The sequence below is a fragment of the Streptomyces sp. NPDC001880 genome, assembly GCF_053594575.1.
The window spans coordinates 219,023-232,634 of sequence record NZ_JBSFET010000002.1; the positions used below are offsets into that span (position 1 = coordinate 219,023).

The 13,612-nt window shown below is 66.7% G+C and carries 16 protein-coding genes; 11 read left to right on the forward strand and 5 right to left on the reverse strand.

From position 1 onward, the window contains the following. Positions 1-152 precede the first annotated feature (152 nt). The 9 genes from rpmH (at position 153) to ACWCQ6_RS02540 (ending at position 7,034) form a co-directional block, all read left to right on the forward strand. Complete coding sequence (rpmH, locus tag ACWCQ6_RS02500) at positions 153-290, forward strand: 50S ribosomal protein L34 (RefSeq protein ID WP_030930485.1); 138 nt, start codon at positions 153-155, stop codon at positions 288-290. An 18-nt stretch (positions 291-308) separates the two neighbouring features. Next, positions 309-680, forward strand: a complete 372-nt coding sequence (gene rnpA / locus ACWCQ6_RS02505) for a ribonuclease P protein component (protein ID WP_451084918.1) — start codon at positions 309-311, stop codon at positions 678-680. After that, complete coding sequence (gene yidD, locus ACWCQ6_RS02510) at positions 677-1,036, forward strand: membrane protein insertion efficiency factor YidD (protein WP_451084919.1); 360 nt, start codon at positions 677-679, stop codon at positions 1,034-1,036. Before rnpA ends, yidD begins: the two co-directional genes overlap by 4 nt. Positions 1,037-1,039: 3 nt before the next feature. Beyond that, positions 1,040-2,299, forward strand: coding sequence for a membrane protein insertase YidC (gene yidC, locus ACWCQ6_RS02515; protein WP_451084920.1), 1,260 nt, complete (start codon positions 1,040-1,042; stop codon positions 2,297-2,299). Positions 2,300-2,313: 14 nt separating this feature from the next. Next, positions 2,314-2,823, forward strand: coding sequence for a Jag family protein (locus ACWCQ6_RS02520; protein ID WP_451084921.1), 510 nt, complete (start codon positions 2,314-2,316; stop codon positions 2,821-2,823). Positions 2,824-2,932: 109 nt separating this feature from the next. Then, entirely contained in the window at positions 2,933-3,649 is a 717-nt protein-coding gene (gene rsmG / locus ACWCQ6_RS02525) for a 16S rRNA (guanine(527)-N(7))-methyltransferase RsmG (protein ID WP_451084922.1), read from the forward strand. Between the two features lie 290 nt (positions 3,650-3,939). Continuing rightward, on the forward strand, positions 3,940-5,019 hold the full coding sequence (locus ACWCQ6_RS02530) for a ParA family protein (protein ID WP_451084949.1): 1,080 nt from the start codon (positions 3,940-3,942) through the stop codon (positions 5,017-5,019). Beyond that, positions 5,016-6,116, forward strand: a complete 1,101-nt coding sequence (locus ACWCQ6_RS02535; protein WP_451084923.1) for a ParB/RepB/Spo0J family partition protein — start codon at positions 5,016-5,018, stop codon at positions 6,114-6,116. The genes ACWCQ6_RS02530 and ACWCQ6_RS02535 overlap by 4 nt, the downstream gene beginning before the upstream one ends. A gap of 300 nt (positions 6,117-6,416) precedes the next feature. Further along, complete coding sequence (locus ACWCQ6_RS02540) at positions 6,417-7,034, forward strand: GNAT family N-acetyltransferase (RefSeq protein ID WP_451084950.1); 618 nt, start codon at positions 6,417-6,419, stop codon at positions 7,032-7,034. Positions 7,035-7,117: 83 nt separating this feature from the next. Here the strand turns inward: ACWCQ6_RS02540 and trxA are convergent, their stop codons facing one another. The 4 genes from trxA to sigM all read right to left on the reverse strand — a co-directional run bounded on the left by trxA (position 7,118) and on the right by sigM (position 10,274). Then, complete coding sequence (gene trxA, locus ACWCQ6_RS02545) at positions 7,118-7,447, reverse strand: thioredoxin (RefSeq protein ID WP_451084924.1); 330 nt, start codon at positions 7,445-7,447, stop codon at positions 7,118-7,120. A 46-nt stretch (positions 7,448-7,493) separates the two neighbouring features. Then, positions 7,494-8,456 (reverse strand): thioredoxin-disulfide reductase, encoded by a 963-nt coding sequence (gene trxB, locus ACWCQ6_RS02550; RefSeq protein WP_451084925.1) that lies wholly within the window; start codon positions 8,454-8,456, stop codon positions 7,494-7,496. 136 nt (positions 8,457-8,592) lie between these two features. Next, a complete protein-coding gene (locus tag ACWCQ6_RS02555) occupies positions 8,593-9,570 on the reverse strand; it encodes an anti-sigma factor family protein (RefSeq protein WP_451084926.1) in 978 nt (325 codons plus the stop codon). After that, positions 9,567-10,274: an RNA polymerase sigma factor SigM gene (sigM, locus tag ACWCQ6_RS02560; protein WP_451084927.1), complete on the reverse strand. Its 708-nt coding sequence runs from the start codon at positions 10,272-10,274 to the stop codon at positions 9,567-9,569. Before sigM ends, ACWCQ6_RS02555 begins: the two co-directional genes overlap by 4 nt. A 139-nt stretch (positions 10,275-10,413) precedes the next feature. Here sigM and ACWCQ6_RS02565 point away from each other — a divergent pair, with 139 nt between their 5' ends. Together ACWCQ6_RS02565 and ACWCQ6_RS02570 are read left to right on the forward strand one after the other, a co-directional pair. After that, positions 10,414-10,530, forward strand: coding sequence for a transposase domain-containing protein (locus tag ACWCQ6_RS02565; protein ID WP_451084928.1), 117 nt, complete (start codon positions 10,414-10,416; stop codon positions 10,528-10,530). 182 nt (positions 10,531-10,712) lie between these two features. Beyond that, complete coding sequence (locus tag ACWCQ6_RS02570) at positions 10,713-11,612, forward strand: IS4 family transposase (RefSeq protein ID WP_451084951.1); 900 nt, start codon at positions 10,713-10,715, stop codon at positions 11,610-11,612. Positions 11,613-11,883: 271 nt separating this feature from the next. On the opposite strand, the gene ACWCQ6_RS02575 is transcribed toward ACWCQ6_RS02570, so the two are convergent. Continuing rightward, entirely contained in the window at positions 11,884-13,605 is a 1,722-nt protein-coding gene (locus tag ACWCQ6_RS02575; protein WP_451084929.1) for a serine/threonine protein kinase, read from the reverse strand. Positions 13,606-13,612: the final 7 nt, after the last annotated feature.

The following is a 13,612-nucleotide window of genomic DNA, read 5'->3' on the forward strand; positions in this document are numbered from 1 at the left end:
CGATGGCTGCTGCCGCCTGCCTCCGATGGGCAAAGATCACGATCTGTGATTGTGAAGCGGTGCACTAGAGCGTTTACGCGAGTCTCTCGTGGGCGCACGGTGACAGCCAGGCGATGTCCCGCCAACACACGAGTCATTTCTGGAGCCCCCTAGTGAGCAAGCGCACCTTCCAGCCGAACAACCGTCGCCGCGCGAAGACCCACGGTTTCCGGCTGCGTATGCGCACCCGTGCCGGCCGCGCGATCCTCGCGTCCCGCCGTGGCAAGGGTCGCGCCAACCTGTCCGCCTGATCGCTTACAGGTCATGACGTGCTGCCTACCGAGAATCGGCTGAGGCGGCGCGAGGACTTCGCGACCGCAGTACGTCGAGGACGCCGGGCCGGTCGCCCGCTACTCGTCGTTCATCTACGCAGCGGTGCAACGGACCCGCACGTGACGGGGGAGAATGCTCCCCCGCCGCGTGCGGGTTTCGTTGTCAGCAAAGCCGTGGGTGGAGCGGTTGTGCGCACAGCGGTGAAGCGGAAGCTTCGCCACCTGGTCCGCGGACGGCTTGCCCTGCTGCCCCCCGGTAGCCTGGTTGTCGTACGAGCGCTGCCCGGTGCGGGCGACGCCGACCATGAACAGCTGGCCCGAGACCTGGACGCCGCTCTCCAGCGGCTGCTGGGAGGGGGCGCGCGATGAAGTACCCGCTGCTGGCTCTTATCAAGCTGTACCAGTGGACGATCAGCCCACTTCTCGGGCCTGTCTGCCGTTACTACCCGTCGTGTTCCCACTATGGATATACGGCGATCGACCGGCACGGAGCGATCAAGGGAACCGCGCTGACGGCCTGGCGCATCCTGCGGTGCAATCCGTGGTCACCCGGTGGCGTGGATTACGTTCCACCACGCAAACGTCCGCGTTGGCATGAACTCCTGCGAAATGCCATGCGCGGTGGCAAGGGCGGGGACTCCGCCGCTGATGTGCCTGTCCGGGGATCGGTCACCGAACCCCCGAACCAGGCCTCAGAGACTTCGCCCAATGCTCAAGGAGCCTGATTAGTGGACACGATTGCCAGTTTGTTCAGCTTTATCACCTGGCCCGTCTCATGGGTCATCGTCCAGTTCCACACGTTGTACGGGGCGATCTTCGGACCCGACACGGGCTGGGCCTGGGGCCTGTCCATCGTGTCCCTGGTGGTGCTGATCCGGATCTGCCTGATCCCGCTTTTCGTCAAGCAGATCAAGTCGACCCGCAACATGCAGGTGCTCCAGCCGAAGATGAAGGCGATCCAGGAGCGCTACAAGAGCGACAAGCAGCGTCAGTCCGAAGAGATGATGAAGCTGTACAAGGAGACGGGTACCAACCCGCTCTCCTCGTGCCTTCCCATCCTGGCGCAGTCGCCGTTCTTCTTCGCCCTGTATCACGTGCTGTCGGCCATTGCCTCGAACGAGAAGATCGGTGTCATCGACCAGACACTGCTCGACAGCGCCCGTCAGGCACACATCTTCGGTGCTCCGCTCGCCGCCAAGTTCATGAACACCCCGGAGGAAGCCGCGGCTCTCGGTGCTTCTCTCACCGATGTCCGGATCGTCACCGCGGTCATGATCATCCTGATGTCGGCGTCGCAGTTCTTCACCCAGCGCCAGCTGATGACGAAGAACGTCGACCTGACAGTCAAGACGCCGTACATGCAGCAGCAGAAGATGCTGATGTACATCTTCCCGCTGATCTTCGCCGGCATGGGCATCAACTTCCCCGTCGGTGTTCTCGTCTACTGGCTGACCACCAACGTCTGGACCATGGGTCAGCAGATGTACGTGATCAACCAGAACCCGACCCCGGGCAGCAAGGCGCAGGACCAGTACCTGACGCGTCTGCTGAAGAGCGTGACCGCTCACGGCGAGGTCCGCGGCAGGACCCGGCGCAACACCGTCAAGCGAATCGTGGCCAAGGGCCCGGACCGCAATGACATCGAGCGGAAGTTCGTCACCGGACTGGCCAAGCTGGGCTTCGCCGCCCAGGAGGACGGCACGGTGATCAAGAGCGAGACCGCTGCCGCCGAGGCCGAGGGCGGAGCCGCCCAGCGGCGTCAGCAGCCCAAGCGCCAGACCAAGGCCCAGCGCCAGACCGGTGCCGCGCAGGCAGGGGCCAAGGACACCGGTTCCACCGAATCGGGCTCCAAGACCTCCCTGCAGAAGCAGGACACGCAGGACGCAAAGCCCAAGCCGGCGGGCAAGCCCGCGTCCGGCTCCTCACGCCAAGCCAAGTCCGGACAGCGCAAGGGTCCGCAGCGGCCCAAGCACCCGTCCAAGAAGTAAGAAGGAGTCCATCCGTGACGGAAGGCACCACCTCCACGGCCGCTGAGGGCAGCGACACCTTGACCCGCCTTGAGCAGGAGGGCGAGATCGCAGCGGACTACCTTGAGGGTCTGCTCGACATCGCCGACCTCGACGGCGACATCGACATGGATGTCGAGGCGGACCGGGCCGCGGTCTCGATCATCAGCGACTCGGCGCGTGATCTGCAGAAGCTCGTGGGTCGCGACGGTGAGGTGCTGGAGGCGCTCCAGGAGCTGACGCGGCTCGCAGTTCACCGGGAGACCGGAGACCGCAGCCGACTGATGCTGGACATCGCAGGCTTCCGGGCCAAGAAGCGGGCGGAACTCGCCGAGCTGGGCGCCAAGGCCGCGAATGAGGTCAAGAGCACCGGCGAGCCGGTGAAGCTGGCCCCGATGACGCCGTTCGAGCGCAAGGTCGTCCACGACGCGGTGGCGGCCGCCGGTCTGCGCAGCGAGTCCGAGGGCGAGGAGCCGGAGCGCTTCGTCGTCGTCCTCCCGGCCTGACCGGACCCTAGTTCTGTCGGCCCCGTCTGTTCACAGGCGGGGCCGATCTTTGTCAGCCTGATAGTCAGCCACTCACAGTGCGGTAGTGCGGTACGGAAGGACGGTTCCCGTGACGGCGGAAGTAGAGCTTCCCCAGGCGCCCGAAGGGGCGCGGGCGGTTTTCGGCGAGCTCTTCCCGGAGGCTGTCCGCTACGCGGAGCTGCTGGCGGATGCCGGAGTGAAGCGGGGGCTGATCGGCCCGCGTGAGGTGCCGCGGCTGTGGGAGCGGCATCTGCTGAACTGTGCGGTGCTCTCCGAGGTCGTGCCCGAGGGGGTCACGGTCTGCGATGTGGGTTCGGGTGCGGGTCTTCCCGGTATCCCGCTGGCGCTGGTGCGACCGGATCTCAAGATCACTTTGCTGGAGCCCCTGCTCCGGCGCACGAATTTCCTCCAGGAAGTCGTGGAGCTGCTGGGTCTGGATCATGTGACGGTGGTGCGTGGCCGGGCCGAGGAGGTGCTGGGCTCGCTTCAGCCGGTGCATGTGGTGACGGCTCGTGCGGTGGCCCCGCTGGACCGGCTGGCCGGTTGGGGAGTTCCGCTGCTGCGCCCGTACGGAGAGATGCTGGCACTCAAGGGGGACACCGCCGAGGAGGAGATCGCCGGGGCACGGGCTGCCCTGGGCAAGCTCGGTGTGGTGGAGACCGAGGTGCTGCATGTCGGGGAGGGCGTTGTCGACCCGATGTCCACGGTGGTGCGTGTGGTGGTCGGTGAGAGTCCGGGCGGTGTGAGGTTCGCCGCGAAGAGGGCCAAGGCTGCCAGGACGAGTCGTACGAGGCGCCGTCGCTGATGCCTCCGGTCGCCCTGCGGCCCGAGCGCTACGTGCAGCATGCGCCAGCTGTCGACTGTGCTTCCGGCATGTAGCCATACGTCTCCATGCGGAGTGTCGTGCCCCTGTAGCTAGGCTGCAGGGGCATCGTGTTTCACGTGAAACGTCGCTCTCTGCTGCATGGAATCATCAGCCGCGGTCGCGCGACTGCCGCGCCGCGGCATCGCAGGCCCGTTAGGGCTACGGAGTTGTCCACAGAAGTGGATTCATCCACAGAAGAGCGGGCCTCGCTGGTTCACGACCCCGAAAGCATGGCAGGCTCTGTTCATTGCGAGCCTGAAGTCGAGGAGAGTGAATCCTTGCGGTCCGACGCCAACATCGCGGGACCGATGACCGATCCGGTCCCCGGTCCCCGAACCGAATCGGCGGGGGAGGGTGTTTCACGTGAAACACCGCCGCCGATGGACGACACCCCCATCGGTCGCGCGGCCCAGCTGGCGGTTGAGGCCCTTGGCCGCGCCGGCGAGGGCCTGCCCCGTCCTGACCGGACACGCGTCATGGTGGTGGCCAATCAGAAGGGCGGAGTGGGCAAGACGACCACGACGGTCAATCTTGCTGCCTCGCTAGCGCTTCACGGCGCACGGGTTCTGGTGGTCGACCTCGACCCGCAGGGGAACGCCTCTACGGCTCTGGGGATCGATCACCATGCCGAAGTCCCCTCCATCTATGACGTCCTGGTGGACAGCAGGCCGCTCTCCGAGGTGGTTCAGCCCGTACCGGACGTCGAAGGCCTCTTCTGCGCCCCCGCCACCATCGATCTCGCCGGTGCGGAGATCGAGCTGGTGTCGCTGGTGGCGCGGGAGAGTCGACTGCAGCGGGCGATCCAGGCATATGAGCAGCCGTTGGACTACATCCTCATCGACTGCCCGCCTTCGCTGGGCCTGCTGACGGTCAATGCCCTGGTCGCCGGCGCAGAGGTACTGATCCCTATCCAGTGCGAGTACTACGCGCTGGAAGGTCTGGGGCAGCTGCTGCGCAATGTGGACCTGGTGCGGGGGCATCTCAACCCCGATCTTCATGTGTCGACGATCCTGCTCACCATGTACGACGGCAGGACCAGGCTCGCTTCGCAGGTCGCGGAGGAGGTGCGCAGCCACTTCGGCAAGGAGGTGCTGCGGACGAACATTCCGCGATCGGTGCGGATCTCGGAGGCGCCCAGTTATGGGCAGACCGTACTGACCTACGACCCGGGTTCCAGCGGGGCGCTGTCATATCTCGAAGCAGCGCGTGAGATCGCCCTGCGGGGCGTCGGGGTCCACTACGAGCCCCAGCATGCCCAGACGATGGGCAACGGGAACAGCCAGCAGAGCATTTCGGAGGGGATTCAGTGAGCGAGCGTCGAAGAGGGTTGGGGCGTGGGCTGGGTGCCTTGATCCCCGCCGCTCCGCAGGAGAAGCAGGTGCCGTCCACAGGGATGGGATCGACCTCTGCCGGGGCGGGTCCTGTGATGACGGCGGAGCGAGGGGTGGCTGCGGCTAAGGTGGCTGGCCTCGCGGGCACTCCGGCGGTGCCGGAGCCGAGCGCGCCGGTTGCGGAGTCCGGAGCGGTCGCCGAATCGGCGGGGCCAGCCGGGGCGTATTTTGCCGAAGTTCTTCTCGGCTCCATCACGCCGAACCCTCGCCAGCCGCGGGAAGTGTTCGACGAGGACGCACTCGCGGAATTGGTGACCTCCATCAAGGAGGTGGGCCTTCTCCAGCCCGTTGTCGTGCGGAAGATGGGGCCGGAGCGCTATGAGCTCATCATGGGCGAGCGGCGCTGGAGGGCCTGTCGGGAGGCGGGGCTGGAGCGGATTCCGGCTATCGTCCGGGCCACGGATGACGAGAAGCTTCTGCTGGACGCGCTCCTGGAGAACCTTCACCGGGCTCAGCTGAATCCGCTGGAAGAGGCGGCTGCGTACGACCAGCTCCTCAAGGACTTCAAGTGCACGCATGACCAGCTGGCCGACCGGATCGGGCGTTCCCGGCCGCAGGTGTCGAACACGCTGCGACTGCTGAGGCTTTCGGCTCCGGTGCAGCGAAGGGTGGCGGCCGGGGTGCTGTCCGCCGGTCATGCGCGGGCGCTGCTGTCCGTGGACGACTCGGAGGAACAGGACAGGCTGGCTCATCGCATTGTGGCCGAGGGGCTGTCGGTGCGTGCGGTCGAGGAGATCGTGACCCTCATGGGCTCTGATTCCAAGAGCCCTGCCAAGTCCAAGGGACCGCGGGCCGGCGGCCGGGTGTCGCCTGCACTGTCCGATCTTGCCACCAGGCTCTCGGACCGCTTCGAGACCAGGGTGAAGGTCGACCTCGGTCAGAAGAAGGGGAAGATCGTCGTCGAGTTCGCGTCGATGGAGGACCTGGACCGCATTCTCGGCAGCCTGGCTCCGGGTGAGGGGCGTGTGCTGGACCGGGAGTGCTCAGAGGCATCCGCTGAGGACGACGAGGGCTGAGCCTGCCGATGGGGCTGTGGGGCGGGCTGTGTTCCGGTGGTTACCGGAACACAGCCCGCCCTTTGCTTTCTCTCGGTGTCGGCTTCCTCCCTGGGTGGATACGATTCGTTCTGGTATGGCACATCCGGCTTGAGCCACCTTCGTTAGGGAGGGCCATGCGATCAGTGAGTCGCAGCCGACTGATGACAGTGGGGCTGGGCCTGGGGCTGTCGGAGGATTCGTCGGCGGCCTGCTCCTCGAACGGAGTGCACTGACTGTCGTATGCGACGCGACGGGCTAAGGAAGCGAGGAACAGCCTTCATGGGGCGTCGGCTCGTACCGCTCACCCTGGACAATCTTTCCGATCTCCCCAGACACTGCCGCTCGTGTGTGTTCTGGGAGCTTGATCCGGTCAGCGGGGAAGCTGCGGTGAAGGCGGGGAGACCCGGACTGGAGAAGGAGGCCTGGATCTCGGCCGTTCTCCTGGAGTGGGGGTCGTGCGGCCGGGTGGTCTATGTCGACGATGTGCCGGTGGGTTTCGTTCTCTATGCGCCGCCGGCCTATGTGCCGCGTTCGACCGCGTTTCCCACCAGCCCTGTCTCCCCCGACGCCGTCCAGCTGATGACGGCCTGGATAGTGCCGGGCTACCGGGGGCAGGGGCTGGGCCGGGTCATGGTGCAGACGGTTGCCAAGGATCTGCTGCGCCGGGGGTTCAAAGCGATCGAGGCGTTCGGTGATGCCCGGTGGAAGGAGCCAGCCTGTGTGCTTCCTGCAGATCATCTGCTGGCGGTCGGCTTCAAGACCGTACGACCGCATCCCGTTCATCCGCGGCTGAGACTGGAACTGCGTACGACGCTGTCCTGGAAGGAAGACGTCGAACTGGCACTGGACCGGCTGCTGGGGGCGGTGCAGAAGGAACCGGCGCTGAGGCCGTTGTGATCCGGGAGTCCATCAGAACGTGAAACGGGCCCATCCCCCAGGGATGGGCCCGTTTCACGTGAAACAACGAGCTGTGGTCCTACTCAGCCGAGGAAGTCGTCGAGGTCGCGGAGGATCGCGGCCTTCGGCTTGGCGCCGACGATGGTCTTCGCGACTGCGCCGCCCTTGTAGACGTTCAGGGTCGGGATGGACATGACGCCATACTTGGCGGCCGTGGCCGGGTTTTCGTCGATGTTGAGCTTGACGATCTCGATCTGGTCGCCGTGCTCGGCAGCGATGGCCTCCAGCGACGGGGCGATCTGACGGCACGGGCCGCACCAGGCGGCCCAGAAGTCCACCAGCACGGGCTTCTCGCTCTTCAGGACGACCTCGTCGAAGGAGTCGTCGGTCACGTTCTTCAGGGCGCCGGCCACGGCGACCTCCTTAACTTCTTGGGGTGTGTGGGGTGAGAGGCGTGAGTCAGACGGCGGCCGCAGCGGCCTTCTCGTCGTCGGCGAGCGCGGCGAGGAAGCGCTCGGCGTCGAGTGCGGCCGAGCAGCCGGTACCGGCAGCGGTGATGGCCTGCCGGTAGGTGTGGTCGACGACATCACCGGCGCCGAAGACACCGGTCAGGTTGGTACGCGTCGAGGGGGCATCGACCTTGAGGTAGCCCTCGTCGTCGAGGTCGAGCTGGCCCTTGAAGAGCTCGGTGCGAGGGTCGTGGCCCACCGCGATGAACAGGCCGGTCACGGCGAGCTCGGACGTCTCGCCGGTCTTGGTGTTCCGAAGGGTCAGACCGGACAGCTTCTGGTCGCCGTGCACCTCGGCGACCTCGCTGTCCCAGGCGAACTTGATCTTCGGGTCGGCGAAGGCACGCTCCTGCATCGCCTTGGACGCGCGCAGCGTGTCGCGACGATGGACGATGGTGACCGACTTGGCGAAGCGGGAGAGGAAGGTCGCCTCTTCCATCGCGGTGTCGCCGCCGCCGACCACGGCGATGTCCTGGTCCTTGAAGAAGAAGCCGTCACAGGTGGCGCACCAGGAGACGCCGCGTCCGGAGAGGGCGTCCTCGTTCGGCAGGCCGAGCTTGCGGTGCTGGGAGCCGGTCGTCACGATGACGGCCTTGGCGCGGTGTACCGTGCCGGCCGTGTCGGTGACCGTCTTGATGTCTCCGGCGAGGTCCACGGAGATGACATCGTCGGGGACGAGTTCGGCACCGAAGCGTTCGGCCTGGGCGCGCATGTTGTCCATGAGCTCGGGGCCCATGATCCCGTCCTGGAAGCCCGGGAAGTTCTCCACGTCGGTGGTGTTCATCAGCGCGCCACCGGCGGTGACGGCACCCTCGAACACCAGCGGCTTCAGAGAGGCGCGTGCGGTGTAAAGGGCGGCCGTGTAGCCCGCGGGGCCGGAGCCGATGATGATCACATTACGGACGTCGCTCACGGGTTTCTTCCTCGTCTCTGCAGACTGCCTACTGTCCACGCCTACTGGGGAGCCGGTTCAACGACTCTCACCCCACCCAACGGATCCTACGGGGGATGCATTCCCCGCCGTGCCGGGGCGGCGTCCGGCGTGGTGCTCAGGGGCGCGCGTAGGTGCGGGTCAGCAGGAGTTCCCCCTTGCCCGAGGGGCTTTCCCGGACGCAGGCCGCGTCGACGACGTACGCCTGTACGCGGGTCGCGTCGGACGGGTGCGGCAGAACGACGAGGAAGGCGTCCGTGCCCTCGTACGTGCCCTCTTCCACTGCGAGGGCGGCGGCGTTGCGGCCGGTGCCCTGCTCGACACAGGGCGGAACGGACACGCTGGGTGCGCGCAGTGGCGCCTGGGGCGACTCGGACCCGGCCGAGGTGCTCTTCGGTGTCGAATGCGACTCGACGGACGGAGCCTGTTTCTCGGCCCCCGCCCCATCTGTCGACCTCGACGGCTTTGCACCCGTGCTCGTGAGCAGCTTTTGTACCTGGCCTTCGAGCGTGGACTCCGAGAAGTCCGAGCCGCCGCCCTCCGCGGAGCCGGCCCTGTGGTCCGCCGCCTTGAGGCTCGCGGAATCCTGGGACGGCTGGACGCTCTGCAGGATGAGGACGCTCACGCCGACCACGGCTGCGCCGAGAGCAGCTCCGAGCACGGCCGTGCGGCGGCGGCGCCGGGCCGGGCGGCGGCCGGGGCCGGTGGTCGCCCGGGGACGCCCGGCGGGACGGTCCGAGGGGCTGGGCTCGGCGCCCGGCTTCTGGGTGGTCGGCGGTTCTGTTTCACGTGAAACATGTGCCGGGTTCGGTGAATCGGGCACCGAGTCATGTGGTGTCGTGGCAACGAGAGCCGTTTCGGTGGCGAGGGCGGCATCGATGCGGTCCACCACATCGTCCGGCATGCGCTGCGGTATGGGTACGGTGCCGAGCAGTTCGCGGATCTCTGTCAGAGAGGCATGGACCTCATCGCAGAGTTCGCAGCCGTCCACATGGTCGCGCACCTCTGCCGCGCGTGACGGTGGGAGCAGCCCCTCCGTCAGGTCGGAGATCTCCGTGACTTCCGGATGCTGGGTCGTGTCGGTCGTTGATGTCATGTGCGCCCACCTCCGCCCTTCACTGCAGCGGGATCGCTTGTGCTTGCGTCTCTCGGCCCCGATGCCGCTGGGACGGATGCGTGCGGCGTCCGGTTCCTTTTCGTGGCTGTCCCGTCGGTTCCCGCGACCTCACTGCGGAGGTGAGTGAGCAGAGGGGCCAGCCGGGCCCGCCCTCGCGCACAGCGGCTCTTCACGGTGCCTGTCGGTACGTCGAGGATGCGTGCCGCCTCGGCCACGGGGTAACCCTGCATGTCCACGAGGACGAGTGCGGCCCGTTGCTCGGCGGGGAGAGTGGCGAGTGCGGCCAGGAGCTCACGGTGGAGGTCTTGGCGCTCCGCCGGTGCCTCGGCGGATTCATGCGGTTCGAGGAGTTGCTCGAACCGTTCGGTGTCGTCGACCGGCGCGCTTCTACGGGTGGCCGCTTTGCGGACCCGATCAAGGCAGGCGTTGACGGTGATGCGGTGCAGCCAAGTGGTGACGGCGGACTGGCCGCGGAAGGTGTGGGCGGCCCGGAAGGCGGAGACAAGCGCGTCCTGGACGGCGTCCGCGGCTTCCTCTCGGTCGCCCAGGGTCCGTATCGCCACGGCCCACAGCCGGTCGCGGTGGCGCCGTACAAGCTCACCGAAGGCGTCCGGTTCGCCGGCCACATGGCGAGCGAGGAGGTCTGAGTCGCTAGAGTCGGGTTTTAAGGATTCAGCAACCACGCGGTACCCCTAAATGCCTAAAAGTACCTTAACCTCGGGCTTTCGCGAAGTGGGTCGTCCAAGGCTTGGAAATCGGTGCCGATATCGAGGCTGAACACAATACCAATGACTGCTGACACGCACGTTTTCGCCGGATCTGGTGGACCGGGGGGTCGCTGAGTGCGGCCGTTCTGGCCTGCGCACTCGGCTGCTGACGCCGCGGGTGGTGGTCTATTTCGTGCTGGCGATGTGCCCTGTTCTCGGGGCAGGGCCATGAGGAGGTCGCGCGGCTGCTCACGCAGGGTCTGACCTGGGCGAAGCGCTGATCGGGCTCGTGGCAGGTGCCGAGTACGGCGGCGATCTCGCGGGCGCGGGTGAAGCTGGGGCCGGAGCCTTTGAAGGCGCTGTTCGCCGAGGTTGCCCAGCCGTTGGCGACCGAGGAGACCCGAGGTGCCCGGTATGGGCGGTGGTGGGCTGGTGGCGGTCTACGGCACGGTCTTCGATGTGCCGTGCAGCGAGCTGCATGCCGCGCACTTCGGGCGGCCGAAGACCCATCGCACCGAGCGGCGCGCGTATCCGCAGGTGCGGATGGTGGCGCTGGCCGAGTGCGGCACCCACGCCATCACCGCCGCCCTGGTGCCGCTGTCGTCCTCCGAACCGGCCCTGGCTCGTGGGCTGTTCGGTCATCTCGGCGAGGGGGATCTGTTGCTGGCCGACCTTTGGTTCACCGGGGTGGAGCGGTGGCGGGCGGGCTCGGCCGGCGGCGCGGACCTGCTGTGGCGGATTCGCTCGCATCAGATCCTGTCGGCGCGCGCGGAACTTCCCGACAACTCCTACCTGTCGGAGATCGTCGTCGCGAAGGACCGTAAGCGCGCATACCCCACGCCCGTGCGGGTCGTCGAGTACGCACTTCACGGCACAGGTTTTCCCGAACAGGCTGTCCCCTACCCGCTGATCGCCACGAACCTCGACCCCGAGGCCGCCCCGGCCGCCTTCTACCACGAGCGGTGGGAGATCGAGACCACGCTGGACGAGCTGAAGACCCACCAGCGCGGTCCCGCCCAGGTCCTGCGCTCCCGCTCGCCCGACGGCGTGGAGCACGAAGTCTGGGGCCACCTGCTGGTCCACTACGCCATTCGCAGCCTGATGCACGACACCGCGGACGTCACCCAACTCGACGCCGACCGGATCTCCTTCATCCGCAGCCTCCGCATCGCCCGCCGCCAGGTCACCGCGCAGGCGGCCTTTTCCCCTGACCGCCTGGCCACAGCCCTCGCCGAAATCCTGCAGGAGATAACCCGACACCTGCTGCCCGTGAACCGCCCCGGGTTCGGTAGAGATCTCAGATTATGTTTTTGACCTGGGGTTTCGTGAGTTCGGTAGTTGGCTTCGTATTCGACGGGCAGGATATGGCCTATCTGTGACCGTCACCGCCTCTGGTCTCTCGGAGAACGCCCTGGGAAGCGGTTTGCTCGCTTCTCCGAGGCAGATCATCTCTTGCGGATGATTTATGGCGACACCATGTGTTTCTGGGGGCTGAGGGGCTTGCGGCGCCGCCCGCTCGAGGTTTGGGTTTATGGAGAATGTGCGGCATCGACGAATAGGGGGTTCGAGTGTGATGACCCGGTAGTCAGCCCATGAATTTCACATCGGTGATGGCTTGTTTGTAGCCTGCTCCACTGTACTGATCGGCGGGTGAATTTGGCATGTCGGTAAGCCATACGAGAACGAACCGGGTCTTTACCGGGTTCTTCGTTTGCAGTTTCGCTTCTGTGCCGATCGTCTCGGTCGTTGCGATTTTCTTCATCGACGTCAGCGGCGTTGATGAGTTGAGAGAGTCGGCCGCGTAGAGCGAGGCGGTGGTGTGATCGCCACCGAATTGAAGTTTTACGGAGGCTGACGAAATGAACTGAGCAGAATGGAGTTCATACACGATGCCGACGCCCTGTTTGAAGGGAGCCAATTTGGGACCGTCTATGAAGCTCTTGGACCGCCAGTACGTCGTGCTGTCGCCGTCATACGTCAGGTGGACGTCGTCGGGGTGCTGTGCCTTTCCATCCGGAAAGTACTCGACCGCGTCCTTGACCGTGAGCAGTTGGCCCGTGGGCTCCTTCTTGCCTTCGTCACCGTTTTTCGGGTTGGTCTGTGTGCTGCCGGGGCCACCCGGGTCGTTGCGGTGGTCGAGCAGCGTCTCGGCCAGCTGCCAGCTGCCAAGGCCCAGCGCGGCGATGAGCAGTGCGGAAACGGCCCACTTGAGGGCCTTGCCGGTGCGGGTCTGGAGCGGTGAGGGGGGTACGGCGATCGTGGGCTGCGTGGCGGCGGGCCCGGTCGGCGGACGCCCGTAGGAACCCTGCTGGTAGGTCGTGCGCTGGTACTCGGGCGGCGCCGTGAAGGCGGGCTCCGGAGGACGGATGCGGGGCATCGCGGCGACGGCCTTGGCCAGCTCGTCCGGCGTGGTGCACGGCTGCTCCTGCCGGGAGGCGGTGGCACCGTCGTTGGCCAGCGCGCGCATGGCGAGCTCGGAGAGGCCGCGGTGGACGCCGGCCCGCACCTGGTCGGGGGCGATCAGCCCCACGCCCTTGGGTAGCCCGGGCAGGCCGTACGCGTCGTTCTCGTACGGCCAGCGCTGGGTCAGCGCGGCGTAGAGCAGGGCGCCGATCGCCTCGGTGTCCGCCCGCTGGGGGCCGTCGGAGGTGATGCCGCGCAGGGCGGCGTTCACCGCGAGGCCGCGGATTCTGTACTGCCCGGTCGAGCTGCGCAGCACCGCCCCCGGAGTGAGCCTCAGATGCGCGAGGCCCTCTCGGTGCGCTGCCGCCATGGCCTGGGAGACCTGGCTGACGAGCTGGTACGCGTCGTGCGCCTCCATCGGCCCGGAGGCCAGCAGGGAGGTGAGCTCGGTGGCGTCGGGAAGCCATTCGTGGACGACGTAGACGAGGTCGTCCTCCTCCACCGCGTCGAGGACCTGCACGAAGCGTGGGTCACCGAGCAGTGCGGAGGAGCGGGCGGCGGCCAGCACGGAGCGGGCACGCGGGTGGTCGGCCGGAAGAAGATGGACGCCGACCGCGCGGCGCAGCTTCTCGTCGACTGCGCGCCAGCTGCTGAAGCCGTCCAGACGGGTGACGCACTCCTCGAGCCGGTAGCGTCTGGCAAGTTTGTGCCCGCTGTGCAGATCAGGGGTCGGCAGAGTGGCCTCGGGACCGATGCGTTCACCATCCGTGTCCTGCGGCTTCGTGCCTGTGGTGTCCTGAGCTTCCGCTGTTCCGTCGGTCGTGGCCTCGTCCGCCTTGGCGGCCAGCGGTTCATCACCGCTGTTGTCGGCCACGTCGACGGCAGCCGTGCTACGTTCCGCCACCGTCGTT